We start from the raw sequence: 17,870 nt of genomic DNA on the forward strand, positions 1-17,870 counted from the left end.
CTCGCAGACGAATGAGAGGCTGGCTCAGAACGGTTTGATGAGGCCGATCGGATTGGCCTCAGGGTCTTTGATCATCGCGAACTGATAGCCGTCGATCGACGTAGGCTGCATCAGCCTCGTGCCGCCCGCCTCCACCGCGCGCTCGATGGTGCCTTCGAGGTCGTCGACGAGCAGATAGAAATTGTGGCCGGGCTCGAAGCCCGGCGTGTTCGCGCTCTGACCGATCCCTCCGAGCGCCTCGCGCCGCTCCACCGGGAACTTCACATAGGCGAACTCGCCGGTGCCGATGGTATAGGTCCAACCAAAGACGGTCTTGTAGAACGCCTTTAGCTTCGCCTGATCGCGCCCGATGATCTCGAACATCACCGACGGGTGCTGGTTCGCCTGCGACGTCGCGTTCGCGGGCGCGAACGCCTCCGGCCGGATGAACCCGGCCTGCCGCGCGAGGAACTCGACAAAGGTGAACGGCTTGCCGTTCGCGGCGACGAAGAGGTCGCCGTGCTGCTCGAGGAAGCGCGTGAACGCAGGCCCGTGAACGTGGCGCAGGAAGGCGTCGGCGCTGCGATAGATCTCAAAAAACACGACGCGGTTCGGCGGGCCCGGCGGGAGGGCCTGCAGCCGGTCATCGCCGAGAAACGGCGCGTGCACGAGGTAGGCGAGCGTGTCGGGCTCGCTCTCCCGCACCTCCGTCGCGAGCGCCATGAGCGCGTCCATCGCGGCCGACTCCTGCCCCGGCCGGAGAAACCACGTCGACGTGAGGCTCAAAATCTCTGGTTCCCCGATCATTCCCGCCACGCTGCCCCTCTCGGCCGGGTCATCTCCAACTGAGCTGCCCATCCGTGCGGGGAACAGGAAAATCAAAAGCCATCCGTGCTGTCAAGCCGCTTTTGCGCCGCCCGCTGCCCGCACCCGTCGCCATCCGCCTTTCCCAGGGCGCAGCTCCGCTCCCACGCCTTGTCGAGCGACCCGACCCTGGTTGGACCAAGCCGCTTCGCGGCAGCTCCTGTCCCTGCCGCGGTCGGCCGCGACGATGACCGCGATCGCGATGAAGACGCCGCCCTCGCGCCCCGCGTAGGCCTCCACGAGACGCTGGGAGCCATGGACCTGGCGGCGGCGCTCGGGGTCGCGAGCGAGCGCGATGCTGACGAGGTGCAGGAGCTCGGCGGTGTGCTTCCGGACCCGCGGAGACAAGACCGTGACGCTCTCCGCAGAGGAGTTTCTGGGTCGATTCCTGATGCACGTGCTGCAAGGCTCTGGCCCGACCGCCTCCGCTCCCCCCCCGACAGGCGAGCGCCTCCGACCGCTCGGGGCATCCGTAAGTCCTGGCCTCTGAAGCGTTTCCAAATTGGACGCAAGTCCTCCACGCACGCCTTCGCGCGCGCTCGCGGCCGCTTCACCCGAAAGGCGGTGTTATCGGGCCGACGGTCGATTCCGTCGATACGAGGCTCGCGTGCACGCGGCGAGCGGCGCGAGCCGCATTGGCATCAGAGAGTCCATGATTCCCAACTCCATACGTCCTCTTGCGGTTTGTGCCCATGTTCCGATTCTGCTGGCGACCGTGCTCGCGGCCTGCGCGGACGGCAGCGCGCGCTCCGACTCGGTCCAGTCGGTCCAGTTGAAGGCGACGTCGGTGCCGGACGGATTCTCGTTCCAGACCGTGCTCTCGGGACTCGAATTGCCCACGATGGTGCGGTTCTCTCCCGACGGGCGCGTTTTCGTTTCCGAGAAGAGCGGCAGGGTCAAGGTCTTCGATTCGCTCACGGATACGAGCCCGACGCTGCTCATCGATCTGTCCACCCAGGTCTACGACTACTGGGATCGCGGCCTCCTCGGGATGGCGCTGCACCCGAGCTTTCCGACCCAGCCCTATCTCTACCTGCTCTACGCGACCGACATCGTTCCCTACGGAGACACGTGTCCCGATCCGCCCGGCGCGACGAGCGACGGGTGCATGGCAAACGGGGCGCTCGTCCGGATCACGGTCGGCACGGATGACACGGTGCTAGAGACGAGGGATCTCCTCCGCGGAAATTGGTGCCAACAGTTCCCCTCGCATTCGATCGGCTCACTCGAATTCGGCGCGGACGGCGCGCTCTACGTCAGCGCGGGCGATGGAGCGAGCTTCACCTTTGCGGACTATGGACAAGCCGGCGGAGATCCGACGAGCCAGACGCCCCTCAATCCCTGCAATGATCCCCCTCTCGAGGGTGGGGCGCTCCGAAGCCAGGATCTGCAGACCACGTCCGCCTCCGACCCGGTGACGTTCGACGGCGCCATCCTACGGATCGATCCGCTCAGCGGCGAGCCGCTCCCGGGGAATCCGCTCCTCGGAGGCGACGCGCGTGACGATCGGATCGTGGCCTATGGGCTGCGCAATCCGTTCCGAGTCACGACGAGGCCTGGCACGTCTGAGCTCTGGATCGGCGACGTCGGCTGGGCTACCTGGGAGGAGATCAATCGCGTCCCCGATCCCACGGCGTCCCCGATCCGGAACTTCGGCTGGCCGTGCTACGAGGGCGCGGATCGGAACCCGGGCTACGACAGCGCGGACCTGCCGATCTGCGAGAACCTCTACAGCACCACGGGCGCGGTGACGCCTCCGCACTTCACGTATCAGCACGGCGTCGTGCTCGAGAGCTGCCCGGAGACTCCCGGGTCAACTTCCGCCATCACCGGGCTCGCGTTCTACGCGGGAGGGAACTACCCGGTCAGCTATCAGGGTGGGCTGTTCTTCGCCGACCTTGCCCGCGCATGCGTCTGGGTGATGCTCCCGGGTACCGATGGCCTTCCGTCGCCTTCGAATATCTCCCTCTTCGCGAAGGACGAACCAGCCGTCGCCCTCGTGCGCGGCCCCGGTGGCGACATCTTCACCGTCGACTACCTCGGCGGCGCCATCCGACGCATCGTCTTCGCTGGCGCCGGCAACGCTCCGCCGACTGCCGTTGCGCAAGCCACGCCGACGCGGGGGAGCGCGCCGCTCACCGTCACCTTCGACGGGCGCAGCTCTTTCGACCCCGATGGCGATACACTCTCGTATAGCTGGGATCTCGACGGGGATGGTCAGCTGGACGATGCGTTCATGTCGATGGCATCGTTCACGTACAGCACGCCGGGCACATACGTCGCCACGCTCGGCGTGTCGGATGGCCGCGGCGGCACGGCGACGAATTCGGTCACGATCGCGGTCGCCAACGACGCGCCGTCGGCGACGATCATCACGCCGGCCGTGGGGACGACGTGGGGCGTGGGTGACACCATCAACTTCTCCGGGCAGGGGACGGATCCCCAACAAGACCCGTTCCCGGCGTCGTCGATGCGGTGGGTGCTCGACCTCCGTCACTGCTCGCCGGACCAGCCGACCGACTGCCACACGCATCGGCTCCAGGAGTTCGTCGGTGTCCCCTCGGGGAGCTTCGTGACGCCCGATCATGATTATCCGTCGCACCTCGACCTCACCCTCACGGTGAGCGATGCGTTCGGCCTGAGCGATTCGGAGACGCTGTCGCTTTACCCGCGCACGATCGATCTCTTCTTCGACACCCAACCTCCGGGGTTGGCCCTCGTCGTCGGCAGCGCGCAGAAGAACGCGCCCTTCACGCGAACGTTCATCGAGGACTCCATGACGTCGATCGCCGCGCCGACGCCGCAATCCTTCGGCGGAGCGACGTACGACTTCGAGTCGTGGTCCGACCGCGGCGCGCGGTTACACACGATCACGGCCTCCGCTGCGGGCACCCTCGCCGCGACGTTCGATGGTCGGCCCGTCGCGGTCGCGACGGCGACGCCGAGTTCGGGGCAGGTCCCGCTCACCGTCTCGTTCTCGGCGGCGGGCTCGAGCGATCCGGACTCCGATCCCCTGAGCTACGCGTGGGATCTCGACGGCGACGGCCAATTCGACGACGCGACGGGCATCACAGCCTCCCGGACGTATTCGGTCGCCGGCACCCACGTCGCGAGCGTTCGGGTCACGGACGGAAGGGTCGGGGTCGCCATTGCGAACGCGACCGTAGCCGTCTCCGAGGCACCGGCGAATACACCGCCTGTCGCGGCCCTCGACGCCAGCCCGACCTCGGGTGTTGCTCCGTTGACCGTCAGATTTTCGGCGGGGCGATCCTTCGATGCCGACCGCGACGCGCTCACGTACAGCTGGGATCTGGACGGCGACGGTGTGTTCGGCGATGCCACGGGAGTTTCGCCCACGTGGACATATTCGAAGCCTGGGGCTCGGCTGGTGACGCTGCGCGTCTCCGATGGGCGCGGCGGGACGAGCGCGGCAACTGCGAAGATCCGCGTGCGATGCGGTCCGCGTTGAACGCCGCCGCGCCGCACGCGCCTCGGCTCGCGGCGCGCTCTTCGTAGAACCGCTCCGCGCTCTCGACCTGAGCGTCAACGAAGGGGTTGGCCGCCCCGCCTACCTGCGCAGCAGGCGCCCCTGCCGGGTCTTGCTCGTCAGCGCGCCGTCCTGCGCCACCACCTCGCCGGTGATCAGGACGGCGCGGATCCCCGTCGGCGGCGCGTCGGCCCGCCGCGGCGTCGTGTTGTCCGCCACCGTGGCCGGATCGAACACGACGAGATCCGCCCAGTGCCCGGGCAGGATGCGCCCCACGTCGCGGAGCCCGATCCGCTCGGCGGGCAGCGAGGTCATCCGGCGCACGGCCTCCTCGAGCCGGAACAGGCCGGCGTCGCGGCTGTAGTGGCCGAGCACCCGGGGGAACGTGCCAAATGACGCCGGGTTGTGCTGGCCGCGCCGGGTGAGGATCGCGTCGGTCTCGAACGCGCAGAGCGGGTGCGAGAGCACGGCCCGGAGCGGCTCGTCGTGCGCATCGACGCCCGAGTACGTGTTCAGGAGGACGCGCGCCTTGCCGTCGCTCACGCGGGCGACGTGCACGTAGGCGTCGAACTCGCTCCCGCCGAGGCGCCCCGCGATCGCCTCGAAATCGAGCCCCTCCAGCGCCGCGAGCTCCGGCGCTCCGCCCCAGAGCAGCCGGATGTCGGCATACGAGAGCCCGAGGAGCCGCCGGAACATCGCGAACTCCCGCCGGAGCCGGCGGAGGACGGCCGGGTCGCCGATGCGGGCGCGGAAGTCGTCGAGCACCCAGGCGGGGAAGAGGGCGTTCACCGTGGTGTTGCCGACCGTGTAGGGGAACGCGTCGAAGGCGGCGTCGACCCCCCTGTCCACGGCCCGCTCGATCGCGCGGAGCACCCAGGGCACCGTGGGCCACGTCCGCCGGCCGATGAAGATCTGGTGCGAGAGCTGGATCTTCGCGCCGCTCTCCTCGGCCAGGCCGAGCAGCTCGCGGACGGAGCGGAGGTTGTGCGGCGGGCCGAGGAGCAGCGGCCTGTAGAACGGCGATATCCACGTGTAGGCCCGGCCGTGGACCGTGAACACGCCCCCTTCGCCGGCCACCGCCCGGAGCAGCGTCAGGAGCTCGTGCCTTCCCGCGAAGACCCCGGGCGTGTAGGCCAGCCCGGCGGAGAGCCCGAACGCGCCCTCGCGGAGCGACGCACGCGCGAGCGCGCAGAGCGCGTCCAGCTGCTCCTGGCCCGGGGGAGCGGCCCTGTTGCCCATGACCGCCTGGCGGAGCGTGCCGTGGCCGACCAGGAGCGCCGCATTGACGAGCAGCCCGCCGGCCTCGAGGGCCGCCAGCAGCTCGCCCATCGAGCGCCACCGGTAGGCGAGCGCTCCGTCCTTCAGGATCTCCGCGGAGTGCTCCACCAGCGGGATCGACGCCTCGGTGACCGGGGCAGGGGAATGACCGCAGTTGCCCGCGACAACGGTCGTGATGCCCTGGGCGACCATCGGCGCGAGGACGTCCTCGTGGTCGGGCAGCGCGAGCAGCCAGTCGACGTGCGAGTGGATGTCGATGAAGCCGGGCGCGACGGCGAGCCCGCCGGCGTCGAGCGCCCGCCCTCCCGCGAGCGCGCCCGGCCCGGCGATCGCGGCGACCTTGCCCTTCTGGATCCCCAGGTCCGCCACGTAGCGAGGCTGGCCGCTGCCATCGAGGATCGTTCCCCGCGAGATGACGAGATCGAAGTCCATCTGCACACCTCCTCGACAAGCTCGTTCGTGGACCACGCCGAACCGTGGGAAGCCCACCGGACCGGGGCATCGCCGTGGAGCGGAGCATGGGCTCCGCGCGGGCCGCGCGCCCCCAGATCCGGGCTCCGTGGCGCTCGCGCCCCGGCGGCCGCGCCCTTCGAGCCGCTGCCCTGCCAGCACGAGGCCGTCTGTTCGCCCCGCGCGCCCCTCGCATGAGCCCGCCGGTGTGCAGCCCGAGCCCAGCGGCCTGCCCCGGCCCGGTCCAGGCCGCGTCGCGCAGTGCAGTTCGCTCCGGGCGACCCCGCGAGATCGCCTGGCCCCGCGATTGTATCCGCGGCTGTCGCAGTCCTGCTGCGGGTCGACTCGACCCGCGAGCGACGGGGGGAGTCCATGGGTCGAACAGCGAGCGCGCCTCGAGGCGGGCGTCTCTCTCTGCGCCCGCTCGCCGAGCGGCCGCGGTGCAGCATCGTCATTCCCTGTTACAACGAGGAGCGCTACATCGAGGACGTCCTCCGCTGCGCCCTCGAGCAGCGTTATCCTCCAGAGCTCCTCGAGATCTTCGTTGTCGACGGCGGCTCGACCGACAGGACACGGGAGCTCGCCGGCCGCGTCGCGGCGGAGGATCCACGGGTGACGCTCCTCGACAACCCCGACCGGATCCAGGCCGCCGCGATGAACATCGGCATTCGCCGGGCGCGAGGTGAGGTGATCGTCCGGATGGACGCCCACGCCGACTACGCCGGCGACTACGTGGCTGCGTCGGTCGCGGCGCTCCGGAGGACCGGCGCCCTCAACGCGGGCGGCGCGGCGCGGCCGCGCCACCGGAACGGCTTTCAGCGGGCGCTCTGCGTCGCGCTCTCGAGCCCCCTCGGCGTGGGCGGCTCGGCGTACAGGGACCCGTCGCGCGAGGGGTTCGTCGAGTCGGTGTTCAACGGGGCTTTCCGGCGCGAGGCGTTCGAGATCGCCGGCCTCTACGACCCGGCCGCCATCACCAACGAGGACGCCGAGCTGAACCAGCGCATCATCGAGGCTGGCGGCGCTGTCTACCTGTCCCGGGAGATCGTCGCCTATTACTACCCGCGGTCGTCGTTCGCCGCGCTCTTCCGGCAGTACTTCGCGTATGGCAAGGGGCGCGCGCGCACGCTGCTGTGCCGCCGCAGGTTCCTGTCGCTCCGGCCGGCGCTGCCGTTCTTCATGGTGACGGCCTTCGCGCTGCTCGCGCTCGCGTCGGCGCTCGCGCCGGCGGTCCTCCCGGCGCTGGCGCTCGCCTCGCTCGCCTATGCCGCGCTCGTGATCGCGGAGTCGCTCCGGCTCGCGCGGCGCGCCTCGCCGCGCGATTTCCCCTTGCTCTGCGCCATCTTCCCCGCGGTGCACGCCGCGCACGGGCTCGGGTTCTGGGCCGGCCTGCTCCGCGGCGCGCGGGACGGCGCTGGCCGGCGTGAGGCCGAGCGCCTTCCGGCGCCGTGAGCGCGAGCAGCGCTTGATCCCCGGGTTCAGCGGCCCGGACGCGCCTCGAACGTCGGCGCGGCGCGTTGATCGCCCGCGTTCGCTTTGGTATGTTTGCGCCGTGAGCGTACGCGGGACGTCGTTTGCATCGTTCTCCTCGGTCGCGGCCGACCTCATCGAGCTGTCCCGCTTTTGCCATGAGCGCGGCTGGACGCCGGCCACGAGCGGCAATTTCTCCGCCCGCCTCGGCGACGGCACCCTCGCGATCACGGCGTCCGGGCGGCCCAAGGGCGCGCTCGGCGTGTCGGACATCGTCGTCGTCAATGCGGACGGCCGCCTGACCGGGCCCTCGCCGGCCCGCCCGTCGGCCGAGACGGCGCTGCACTGCCAGCTTTACCGGCACTCCAGCGAGATCGGCGCCGTCGCGCACACCCACTCGCGGGCGGCGACGGTGCTGTCGCGCCGGTGCGCGCAGGAGGGGTACGTGACCCTCTCGGGCTACGAGGTGGCGAAGGCGCTCTCCGGGATGACGACGCACTCCGCCACGGTGCTGCTCCCGGTCTTCGTCAACACGCAGGACATCCGGAAGCTGGCGGAGGACGTCGATGCGTTCATGTCGGCGCATCCGCCCGTGTACGGTTACCTCATCGCAGGTCACGGCCTGTACACGTGGGGCTCGGACATCGCGAGCACCATCCGCCACATCGAGGCGATCGAGTTCATGCTGGACTGCGCGCTGCTGGAAGGAGGGTTATCATGAGCCGATTGCGGGTTTACCGGGAGAGCGACCCGACGAGGGCCGACGAATACACGACGCTCGAGGACATCACCCGCGTCGCCGCCGAGGCGAAGATCCGCTTCGAGCGCTGGTCCGCCGAGCGCCCGCTGCCGCCGGGGACGGCGCAGGAGCGGGTGCTCGAGGCGTACGCGGGGCCGGTGAAGCAGCTCTCCGAGGCGTGCGGGTTCGTGACGGCGGATGTCGTGTCGGTGTCGCCGGGCACCCCCAACCACGCCGAGCTCAGGCGGAAGTTCCTGGACGAGCACATCCACACCGAGGACGAGGCGCGCTTCTTCGTCGAGGGGCGAGGGCTGTTCTGCATCCATCACGGCGAGCGCGTGCTCTCGTTCCTCGTCGAGAAGGGCGATCTCATCAGCGTACCGGCCGGGACGCGGCACTGGTTCGACATGGGGCCTGAGCCCTCGTTCACCTGCATCCGGTGGTTCTCGGACCCGAAGGGGTGGGTCGCCGAGCACACCGGGTCGGACATCGCGTCGCGCTTCCCGCGGCTCGAGGCGTGAGCGTGGCGCCGCTCCCTGCCCGCGCGGTGCTCGTCGACATCGAGGGCACGACGACCGACGTGCGCTTCGTGCACGACACGCTGTTCTCCGTGGCGCGCCGGGATCTGGCCGCGTACGTCGCGGCGCACGGCGGGAGCCCGGAGGTCGAGGCCGCACGGCGCGCGGTCGCGCGCGAGCGGGGCGAGGGCGAGCAGGCGGTGAGCGACGGCGAGCTCGCGGCGGCGCTGCTCGCGTGGATCGACCAGGATCGCAAGGAGACGACGCTGAAGGCGCTCCAGGGCAAGATCTGGCGCAGCGCCTACGAGTCGGGGGGGCTCCGGAGCCACATCTACGCGGACGTGGAGCCGGCGCTGCGGAGGTGGCGAGACCTCGGGGTGACGCTCGCCGTGTTCAGCTCCGGGTCCGTCGAGGCGCAGCAGCTCCTCTTCCGGCACACGACGGCCGGTGATCTCACCGGCCTGTTCACGGCGTTCTTCGACACGACGACCGGGCCGAAGCGGGAGGCGGGCGCTTACCAGCGGATCGCGGAGGCGCTCGGGCTGCGGCCGGGAGAGGTGCTGTTCCTGTCCGACATCGTGGCCGAGCTCGACGCCGCGGCGGCCGCCGGCATGCGCACGGCGCAGCTGCTCAGGCCGGGGACGGCGCGGGACGCGGAGAGCCGCCACGCCGTCGCGGAGCGCTTCGACGACATCGCGCCGTAGCTCGCCCGGCGGCGGCTCGTTCCGCTTGGCGCGCGAGTGACCGCGCTGACATCCTTGGCGCGCATGCTTCACGGCAGACTGCTCGCCGGCCGCTTCGAGGTGATCGAGCTCGCGGGAACGGGAGGGATGGGCGCTGTCTACCGGACGGTGGACCGCGCGAGCGGCGATGTCGTCGCCGTGAAGCTGCTCGGCGATCTCGACGCGCAGGCGGCGGCGCGCTTCGGTCACGAGGCGCGGGCGCTCGCCACGCTCGATCACCCGCACGTCGTGCGTTACGTGACGCACGGGGTGGCGCCCACCGGGGAGCCTTATCTGGCGATGGAGTGGCTCTCCGGGGAGAGCCTCTCGGCCCGGCTGTCGCGGGGACCGCTGGACGTGGAGGAGAGCGTCGCGCTCGTGCGCGCGGTGGCGGATGCGCTCGGCGCGGCGCACGCGCGCGGGATCGTCCACCGCGACATCAAGCCGAGCAACCTGTTCCTCCCGGGCGGGGCCGCCGACCGGGTGAAGGTGCTCGACTTCGGCATTGCCCAGCTCTCGGGCGCCTCGGCGCGGCTGACGCGGACGGGGGCCCTCGTGGGCACCATCGGCTACATGGCCCCGGAGCAGGCCAGCGGGGAGCGCGCGCAGCTCGACGCGCGCGCGGACGTCTTCTCGCTCGGGTGCGTGCTCTTCGAGTGCCTGACGGGTCGTCCGGCGTTTCACGGGCGGCACTTCATGACCATCCTGACCAAGCTCCTCCAGGAGGAGCCGCCGCGGGCGAGCGCGCTGCGGCCCGAGGTGCCGCAGGCGCTCGACGAGCTCCTGGCGCAGATGCTGGCCAAGCGCCCGGAGGGGCGCCCGGCCGACGGCGCGGCCGTTGTGCGCTGCCTCGACGCGCTCGGCGCCTCGACGGCGGACGGCGCTCGCTCCAGCCTGGCCGCCGTCGAGCTCGTGACCGCCGCGGAGGTGTGGCTCTGCTCGATCGTGGCCGTCGGGCCGGTGGACGTCAGCGCGCCGGCGTCGACGGAGATCGTGCCCGCCGGTCGATCGCAGCGGAGCGCTGTCGCCGCCGTCCGGCGCGAGGCCTCGCCCCTCGGCGCGGTCGTCCAGGAGCTCGCCAGCGGGGCGGTCGTGGCGATCCTGGCGGCGGGGGCGGGCGCGGGCAGCGCGACCGACCAGGCGGCGATCGCCGCCCGCTGCGCGCTGCGGATCCGCGCGTCGGTCCCCGGAGCCAATGTCGTGCTGGTGACGGGGCGCGGCGAGTCGACGGGACGATCGCTGCTCGGCGAGGTCCTGGACAGGGCGGCCCTGCTGCTCGACGACGCGGCCGCCCTGAGCCGCCCGGGCCGCCGCCGCGTCGCCGTCGACGCCGTGACGCGGGCCCTGCTCGACGCGCGCTTCGAGGTCGCGGAGCAGGACGGGCTCTCCTGGGTGGAGGCGGAGCGCGAGGTCGCCGACGGCGCGCGCAGGCTGCTGGGCAAGCCGAGCCCCTATGTCGGGCGCGCCCGGGAGCTGCGCAGCCTGCTCGATCTCGTCGAGGAGAGCTTCACCGAGCCGCGCGCCGCGGTGGCGCTCGTGACCGCGGCCGCGGGGGTGGGCAAATCGCGCCTGCGTCACGAGCTGGTCCAGGCGCTGCGGCCGCGCCACCCCGAGCTCGTGCTGGGCGTCGGCAGCGGGGACTCCATCGGCGCGGGCTCCGCGTTCGCGATGCTCGCCGGGTCGCTCCGGAGCGCGCTCGGGATCGCGGCCGGCGAGGCCCCCGAGGCGCAGCGGGAGAAGCTCGCGCGGGCCGTGGGCCAGCTGTTCGCGGGGGAGCAGCAGCAGCGCGTGGCCTGCTTCCTCGGCGAGCTGCTCGGCGTTCCTCTCGCCGACGGCGGGCCGCTGCTGCGGGCCGCGCGGCAGGACCCGGCGCACATGGCCGACCGGATCCAGGAGGCCTACCTGGACTACGCGCGCGCCGTGACGAGCGCGCGGCCCATGCTCGTCGTCCTCGAGGATCTGCACTGGGGAGATGCGCCTTCGGTGAAAATTTTCGATCACGCGCTGCGGGCCCTCGGCGAGCGCCCCTATGCGGTGCTCGCGTTCGCGAGGCCCGAGGTCCACGAGCTCTTCCCCCGGCTCTGGATCGAGCGAGGGCTCACGCAGATGCGGCTGCGCGAGCTGTCCGCGCGGGCCGCCGAGCAGCTCGTGCGCGGCGCGCTGGGCGCGTCGGTCGCGCCGGGGACCGTGGCGGCGATCGTCGATCGGGCGGCGGGAAACGCCTTCTACTTGGAGGAGCTCGTCCGGGCGGTGGCCGAGGGGCGCGGCGGTGCGTTGCCGGAGACGGTGCTGGGCATGGTCGAGGCGCGCCTCGCGGCGCTCGATCCCGAGGTGCGGCGGCTGCTCCGGGCGGCGAGCGTCTTCGGGGACGTGTCGTGGATCGGCGGCGTGAGCGCGCTCGTCGGCGCGCGCACCCCGTCGCCGGGGGCGAGCGACGCGGACGCCTGGGCGGAGCTGTTCGATCGCGAGATCCTCGAGCGCCGCCCGAGCTCGCGCTTCGCGGGGCAGGAGGAGCTCGCGTTCCGTCACGCGCTCCTGCGGGAGGGGGCTTACGCGATGCTCACCGAGCGCGACCGGGCGGTCGGGCACAGGCTCGCCGGGGAGTGGCTGCTCTCGGCCGGCGAGCAGGATCCGATGGTGCTGGCCGAGCACTTCGCGCGGGGCGGGGACGGGCCGCGCGCGGGGGGGTTCTACCTGCGCGCCGCCACCCTGGCGCTCCACGGGGCGGACGTGCAGGCGGCGCTCGCGCGGGTGGAGAAGGGGATCGCTTGCGGGGCCGAGGGCGAGCGGCTGGCCGAGCTCCACCTGCTCCGGATGAACGCCCTCATCTGGACCGACGACGCCGCGCGCGCCCACGCGAGCGCGCTCCAGGCGCTCGAGCTCGCCGCGCCCGGGAGCCTCGCCTCCTGGCGTGCCCTGAGCGGCGCGATGTACTGCGTCGCGCTCTGCGACGACCGGCGGGCCGTGGAGGTGTTGATCCCGCGCCTCCTGGCCGAAGAGCTCCCCGTCGACGTCCTGAGCCCGGAGCTCGCGACCCGGATCGTCTTCAGCCTGCTCTGGGACGGGAGGACGGCGCTGGCGGAGCGGATCGTGCGCCGGATCGAGCACGTCATCGCGCCGGCCGTCGAGGGCGATCTCCATGCGGCCCTCTGGATCGAGCTCACCCGCGGCTTCTGGCGCTGCCATGCGGCGCGGGACCTGTGGGGAGCGCTCCAGGCGAACCTCGCCGCCGCGCGGCGCGCCGAGTCCCTCGGCAGCGGGCTGTTCGTCGCCTGGGCGTGGATGCTGGTGGCGATCGATTACACGAGGCTCGGCGATATGGCCGCCGCAGATGAGTGCCTCGATCGCGTGCTCGCGACCGAGGGTCTGCTCGACTACGTGTTCACGACCTCGGTGACGTGCCGGATCCTCTCGCTCCTCGAGCGGCGCAGGCTCACCGAGGCGGTGGAGATGTCCAGCAGCCTGCTCGAGCACATGCTCGCGCGCGGCCATCGCAGCCGGAGCGTGATCCCGCGGCAGCTCCTCGCCGAGGGGCGGCTGCTCCTCGGCGATCTCGCCAAGGCGGAGGAGGAGCTCTGCGCGGCGGGGGATCCGGCGGTGATGGCGCCCTTCGCCGGGGCCGTGCATCTCTCGTTGTTCGCCGAGATCCGGCTGCGGCAAGGGCGGACGGAGGAGGCCTGCGCGATAGCCGGTGAGGCGCTCGCGCTCCAGCGGCAGGCCGGCACGGTCTTCCTGATGCGGCAGGAGGTGATCCCTGCGCTGTACGCCGAGGCGCTGCACGCGAAGGGCGACGCGGAGGCCGCGCGCGCGGTCGTCCGAGAGGAGCGCAGCGCGCTGCTCGCTCGGGCGGCCAGGATCGAGGAGCCTGCGCTCCGGAGGAGCTTTCTCGAGAACGTCTCCGCGAACGCGCGGACTCTGGCGCTCGCGCGGGTGTTGCTCGGGGAGTGAGCTCGGACCGCTGGCTCTTTCCGGGGGGCGCCAGATCGAGGTGCTGTAGAGTGACGCGCGGTTGGGCGCGTGAAGAGGGATGGGGTCATGAAGGATCTGGAGAATTTGAGACCGCCCGCGGTGCTCGAGGAGATCGAGCGGGCCATGGCGGAGATCGGGTTTGCCATGGCGAGTGACAGGCAGACGGGCTCGATGCTGCGTACGCTCGCCGCCGCCAAGTCGGGCGCTTTCCTCGAGCTCGGGACCGGCACGGGCATTTCTACGTGCTGGATCCTCGATGGCATGAATGCCAGCTCCACGCTCGTCTCCGTGGAGCACGACGAGAAGGTCCAGGACGTGGCGCGGCAGCACCTCGGAGGCGACCCCCGCCTCACGCTCGAGAACATGGATGGCGAAGCCTTCTTGCGGTCGGTCCGGGGGCAGCAATTCGAGCTCGTTTTTGCCGATACATGGCCGGGCAAGTACTACGCCCTCGACGAGGCGCTGAGCCTGATCAAGCCCGGCGGGCTCTACGTCATCGACGACATGCTCCCTCAGCCCAACTGGCCTGATGACCACGCTCCCAAGGTGGCAGAGCTGATCGCCGCTCTCGAGCGACGCCAGGATCTCGTGCTGACCAAGCTCTGCTGGTCATCAGGGCTCATCATCGCGACCAAGATCGGCCGCGCCTAGAGAACGGCCGCGCCCGCATGGTCGCGGAGCTGCCGGCAGGTCCAGCGACGGCTGTCACAGCAGCGAGGTGAACGACACAAGGAAAGGACGACCTGCTCTTCGAGGTGCGCCCCGTGCCTCAGCGCGACAGGCGCGCCGTCAGGCAGTGACGCATGGACCTCGGCGCTCGGCCGAGCAGGCGCTCCAGGGTCGGATCCACCGCGGCGAACTCGCGCTCTCGGCTCGCTGCGAACATGCCCAGGAGCAGGTCCGCCCGGTGTTCGGGGACGCCGTGAGACACCATGTCTTCCCTGAACGCTCGATCGCTGACGGTCACCCGCGTGATCGAGCGCCCGGTGAGCTCCGAGGCGATCGCCGCGATGTCCGCGAGGTCGAGGGCCGCGGCGGCGGTGAGCGGCGGCGTCAGCCCGTCGAGGCGCGCCTCGTCGGTCAGCGCGATCGCCGCCGCGTCGGCCAGGTCGCCGTGCTCTGTCCACGAGACCGGGCCGTCTTCCGGCGCGACGAGCTTGCCCGTCTCGAGCGCCCGCTCGAGGAGCATGAGCGCGGACGCCGCATAGAACCCGTTGCGAAGCGAGGTGAACGCGCCCCCCGACCTTTGCAGCGAGGCCTCGGTGGCCGCGTGGTCGCGCATGGGCTCGAAGCGGGACGCCGGGTTCGAGCCCATGTGGCTCGTGTAGAGGACGCGCCGGGCGCCCGCCGCGCGCGCCGCTTCGAGCGCGGCTTCATGCTGGCGCACCGCGGCCTCACCTGTGCTGTTGATGGAGACGATCAGGACATGCGAGGCGCCCTCGAACGCGTGGCGCAGGCTCGCGGCGTCGTCGAAGGCCCCCCGGCGCACGCGGACGCCGCGCTCGGCGAGCGCGCTGGCCTGCTCCGGGTCGCGGACGCTGACGCCGAGCCGAGCGGCGGGCACGCGCTGAAGGAGCCGCTCCATGATGGCTCGGCCGAGGTGACCGTTGGCTCCAGTGACGATGATCATGACAACCTCCTGCTGCGTTTGGCGCAGCGACCCTGCGCGGTCATCCCAGGGATCACGCGGGCGCGGCGCTCCGTGCTCCGCGTGGCCCGGTGACGATGGGCTGCTTCACGTCATCGAGCCTAGCGCCGGCCGCCGGAGCGCATTAGTGTGCCTGGAGGGAAGGGACTGTTGCCGTGGACGCACGAATCGATCTGGACCTGAACGACGCCGCGCTCCTCGTGCGCGTCGTCCGGACGCGCAGCTTCTCGGCCGCAGCCCGCGAGCGCGGCGTGCCGGTCTCCACGGTGAGCCGGCGCATCGCGCGGCTCGAGTCCGCGCTCGGCGTCCGGCTCCTCGAGCGAACCACGCGGCGGCTGGACCTGACCGAGGCCGGGCGCGCCTACTTCAGCCACGCCGAGCGGGCGATCGACGACCTCACGAGAGGCACGCATCACGTCCGCGAGCTCCAGAGTGAGCCGCGCGGACGCGTGCGCATCGTGGCGCCGATCGCCCTCGGCGCCGCGGTGTCGAGCGTCGTCTGCACCTATCTCGCGAAGCACCCCCGCGTGTCGGTCGACCTCGAGATCGATTCGCGGCGGGTCGACGTGCTCGCCGGGGGCTTCGACATCGCGATCGTCCCGGGCCACGTGGACGACACGACCGACTTCGTGGCGCGAGAGCTCTGGCGGGCGACGCGGAAGCTGCTTTATGCGAGCCCGCGTTACCTCGAGGCGCGCGGCGTTCCCCACCGGGTCGAGGACCTCGCGCGTCACGATTGCATCGCGGTGCACGCGACGGACGGAATGGCCACGTGGACGCTCGGGCAGGGGCGCCGGAGACGACGCATTGCCTTCGAGCCCCGCTTCTATGTGAGCGAGTCCTCCGCCGCCTACCGCGCGACGCTCGCGGGCGTGGGCATCGCGCTGCTTCCGGAGGTGTTCTGCGCCGAGGACGTCGCCGCGAAGCGCCTCGTCCGCGTCCTCAAGGGCTACGAGGCCGAGGCCGGCGGCGTCAGCCTCCTCTATCGCGCGCATCGCGCCCTGACGGCCGCCGTCCGGACCTGCATCGACCACCTCCTCGGGGAGCTGCCGGCGACCGACCCGGCCCGCGCCGGCCGCGGCCGCCGCGCGTAGCGAGATCCGTCGCGGCCAAAATCCACCCGATGGTCGCGCACCGCTCGAAGCGCGCCTTGCACAGCGCGAGCGAATCCATGATGAATTTGATGTGCCTGTAAAGAGCGTGCACCTCGGCTCGGCATTGGCCGCTCAAGAGAGGGTGGGGTTCCAGCGTCGGCTCCGTGGCTTCCGCTGGCTTTCCGCAAATACACCGTTGCGTGACAGGGCAGCGAAATTTGCGAGTCCACGCTCAGCTCGGTCTTGACTTCGAAAAGAAAGGCGGTTGCAATGGTGAAGAGCGTGCTATCGCACGTTCCATTCAGCACCCGCCGGTCACCGGCGCCAGGGGGGCACGTGTTGTGCGTGGGGTCTTGCATCGCGGGGGCAGGCCCAGGCCACGAGAATCGCACCATCGGCGTCCGCCGAGACCCCGCCAAGAGGGAAAGGTGACATCCAAGCTGTTCGAAGGTCCAGCTCCTGACCCTGGGCAAGGAGCCTGATGGCGACAGCGTCCGATTCGTGCCGGATGGTTAATCACCATTCGAAAGAGTGAAATAGGGGTTTGATGCAATCTCACAGGCGGGCACCGGCCGTGCTCAGCCGACGGATGCGGGAGGCGACATGCCGCTGAAGAGCTATGGCGTACTGAAGGGGACAGTGATCGATCGTCGTTTCGCGTCGGGAGCGAACCCGCACTATCAGATCCACATCGTGGACGACACGATAGACTATCGCATCGCGGTGAATGTGCAGTCGCAGGACGGCTCCCAGGTCGAATATGTCGTCAAGTCACATTTTGCGCACCCGCTGCTTCAAGATCTCCACGAGCTGAAGCCGGGCTTCCATCCGCTGGAGAGCAAGCCCGGCGGGGGCGGGCTCGACTTCATCCGGGGGAACCTCGTGGATCGGACGGAGTTCGTCCCGCTGCCGTTCTCCGCCCCAGGCCCTGACAACGACCTCAACGAGAAGCTCGATCACTACGTGCAGCGGGCGATGGCCGACGAGACGGCGATTCTGTACGCCTTCGGGGAGCGCTGGGGCCCCGAGAACGGGAAGAAGGACAAGATCTTCGGCTTCCTGCCGGGCAACGGCATCCACGATATCCACATGAACCAGGGCAACGACGCCCGCTTCAAGAAGGATGATGGTGTCTGGCAGGACGGCGGCCTCCTCATCCACTTCCCGCGTGGGGACCAGTGGGTCGCGATCTTCCTGAAGTTTCAGACGCAGGCGTGGCACACCGATGACCAGACAGGTCACACGCTCGACATCCCGGTATCCGGACCGCCGTCGGACGTGGCCGGTGGAGGCGGCGGGCTCCCCACGGTGGAGCAGCCCGACGGGATCGTGCGGATCGTCGCCGCCCTCGTGAACGACACGCGTACGCCCGAGCGGGAGACCGTTACACTGGTGAACACGTCGAACCGCAAGATCAACCTCGCTGGCTGGTCGCTGGCCGACAAGGCCAAATCGAAGATGGCGCTCACCGGAGAGCTTCAGCCCGGTGGGCTGACGACGGTCGTCGTCCAGGCTCCGATGGTCCTCTCCAACAAGGGCGGGCTCATCACGCTGCTCAACGCCGAAGGGCTGAAGGTCGACGGCGTGTCCTACACGAAGCAGCAAGTGAGCAATCCGGGCTGGACGATCGTGTTCTGATGCCACGCGGTCCTTCG

Annotated in this window: 12 protein-coding genes; 9 read left to right on the plus strand and 3 right to left on the minus strand. The window is 70.7% G+C overall.

Annotation, left to right across the window (positions count from 1 at the left end; translation table 11 throughout):
• Nucleotides 1-24: 24 nt before the first annotated feature.
• On the minus strand, nucleotides 25-765 hold the full coding sequence (locus WMF45_RS08645; protein ID WP_437716465.1) for an antibiotic biosynthesis monooxygenase: 741 nt from the start codon (nucleotides 763-765) through the stop codon (nucleotides 25-27).
• A gap of 793 nt (nucleotides 766-1,558) precedes the next feature.
• Between WMF45_RS08645 and WMF45_RS08650 the strand changes: the two genes are divergently transcribed.
• Nucleotides 1,559-4,312, plus strand: a complete 2,754-nt coding sequence (locus WMF45_RS08650) for a PKD domain-containing protein (RefSeq protein WP_437716466.1) — start codon at nucleotides 1,559-1,561, stop codon at nucleotides 4,310-4,312.
• A 99-nt stretch (nucleotides 4,313-4,411) separates the two neighbouring features.
• Here the strand turns inward: WMF45_RS08650 and WMF45_RS08655 are convergent, their stop codons facing one another.
• On the minus strand, nucleotides 4,412-6,040 hold the full coding sequence (locus WMF45_RS08655) for an N-acyl-D-amino-acid deacylase family protein (RefSeq protein WP_437716467.1): 1,629 nt from the start codon (nucleotides 6,038-6,040) through the stop codon (nucleotides 4,412-4,414).
• Between the two features lie 390 nt (nucleotides 6,041-6,430).
• Here WMF45_RS08655 and WMF45_RS08660 point away from each other — a divergent pair, with 390 nt between their 5' ends.
• From WMF45_RS08660 to WMF45_RS08685, 6 genes are all read left to right on the plus strand, one after another.
• Nucleotides 6,431-7,507 (plus strand): glycosyltransferase family 2 protein, encoded by a 1,077-nt coding sequence (locus WMF45_RS08660; protein ID WP_437716468.1) that lies wholly within the window; start codon nucleotides 6,431-6,433, stop codon nucleotides 7,505-7,507.
• Between the two features lie 100 nt (nucleotides 7,508-7,607).
• On the plus strand, nucleotides 7,608-8,246 hold the full coding sequence (locus WMF45_RS08665) for a methylthioribulose 1-phosphate dehydratase (RefSeq protein ID WP_437716469.1): 639 nt from the start codon (nucleotides 7,608-7,610) through the stop codon (nucleotides 8,244-8,246).
• Nucleotides 8,243-8,785 (plus strand): 1,2-dihydroxy-3-keto-5-methylthiopentene dioxygenase, encoded by a 543-nt coding sequence (locus WMF45_RS08670; protein WP_437716470.1) that lies wholly within the window; start codon nucleotides 8,243-8,245, stop codon nucleotides 8,783-8,785. The genes WMF45_RS08665 and WMF45_RS08670 overlap by 4 nt, the downstream gene beginning before the upstream one ends.
• 2 nt (nucleotides 8,786-8,787) lie before the next feature.
• Complete coding sequence (gene mtnC / locus WMF45_RS08675) at nucleotides 8,788-9,486, plus strand: acireductone synthase (RefSeq protein ID WP_437716471.1); 699 nt, start codon at nucleotides 8,788-8,790, stop codon at nucleotides 9,484-9,486.
• Between the two features lie 63 nt (nucleotides 9,487-9,549).
• The gene (locus tag WMF45_RS08680) at nucleotides 9,550-13,452 is read left to right on the plus strand and encodes a protein kinase domain-containing protein (protein ID WP_437716472.1); all 3,903 of its coding nucleotides are present in this window, start codon (nucleotides 9,550-9,552) and stop codon (nucleotides 13,450-13,452) included.
• Between the two features lie 87 nt (nucleotides 13,453-13,539).
• The gene (locus WMF45_RS08685) at nucleotides 13,540-14,124 is read left to right on the plus strand and encodes an O-methyltransferase (RefSeq protein ID WP_437716473.1); all 585 of its coding nucleotides are present in this window, start codon (nucleotides 13,540-13,542) and stop codon (nucleotides 14,122-14,124) included.
• Between the two features lie 118 nt (nucleotides 14,125-14,242).
• On the opposite strand, the gene WMF45_RS08690 is transcribed toward WMF45_RS08685, so the two are convergent.
• On the minus strand, nucleotides 14,243-15,103 hold the full coding sequence (locus WMF45_RS08690) for an NmrA family NAD(P)-binding protein (RefSeq protein ID WP_437716474.1): 861 nt from the start codon (nucleotides 15,101-15,103) through the stop codon (nucleotides 14,243-14,245).
• 173 nt (nucleotides 15,104-15,276) lie between these two features.
• Between WMF45_RS08690 and WMF45_RS08695 the strand changes: the two genes are divergently transcribed.
• Nucleotides 15,277-16,215 (plus strand): LysR substrate-binding domain-containing protein, encoded by a 939-nt coding sequence (locus WMF45_RS08695; protein WP_437716475.1) that lies wholly within the window; start codon nucleotides 15,277-15,279, stop codon nucleotides 16,213-16,215.
• A 603-nt stretch (nucleotides 16,216-16,818) separates the two neighbouring features.
• Nucleotides 16,819-17,853: a DUF2278 family protein gene (locus tag WMF45_RS08700; RefSeq protein ID WP_437716476.1), complete on the plus strand. Its 1,035-nt coding sequence runs from the start codon at nucleotides 16,819-16,821 to the stop codon at nucleotides 17,851-17,853.
• Nucleotides 17,854-17,870: the final 17 nt, after the last annotated feature.

Source organism: Sorangium sp. So ce448 (assembly GCF_051520915.1).
Classification (GTDB): domain Bacteria; phylum Myxococcota_A; class Polyangia; order Polyangiales; family Polyangiaceae; genus Sorangium; species Sorangium cellulosum_B.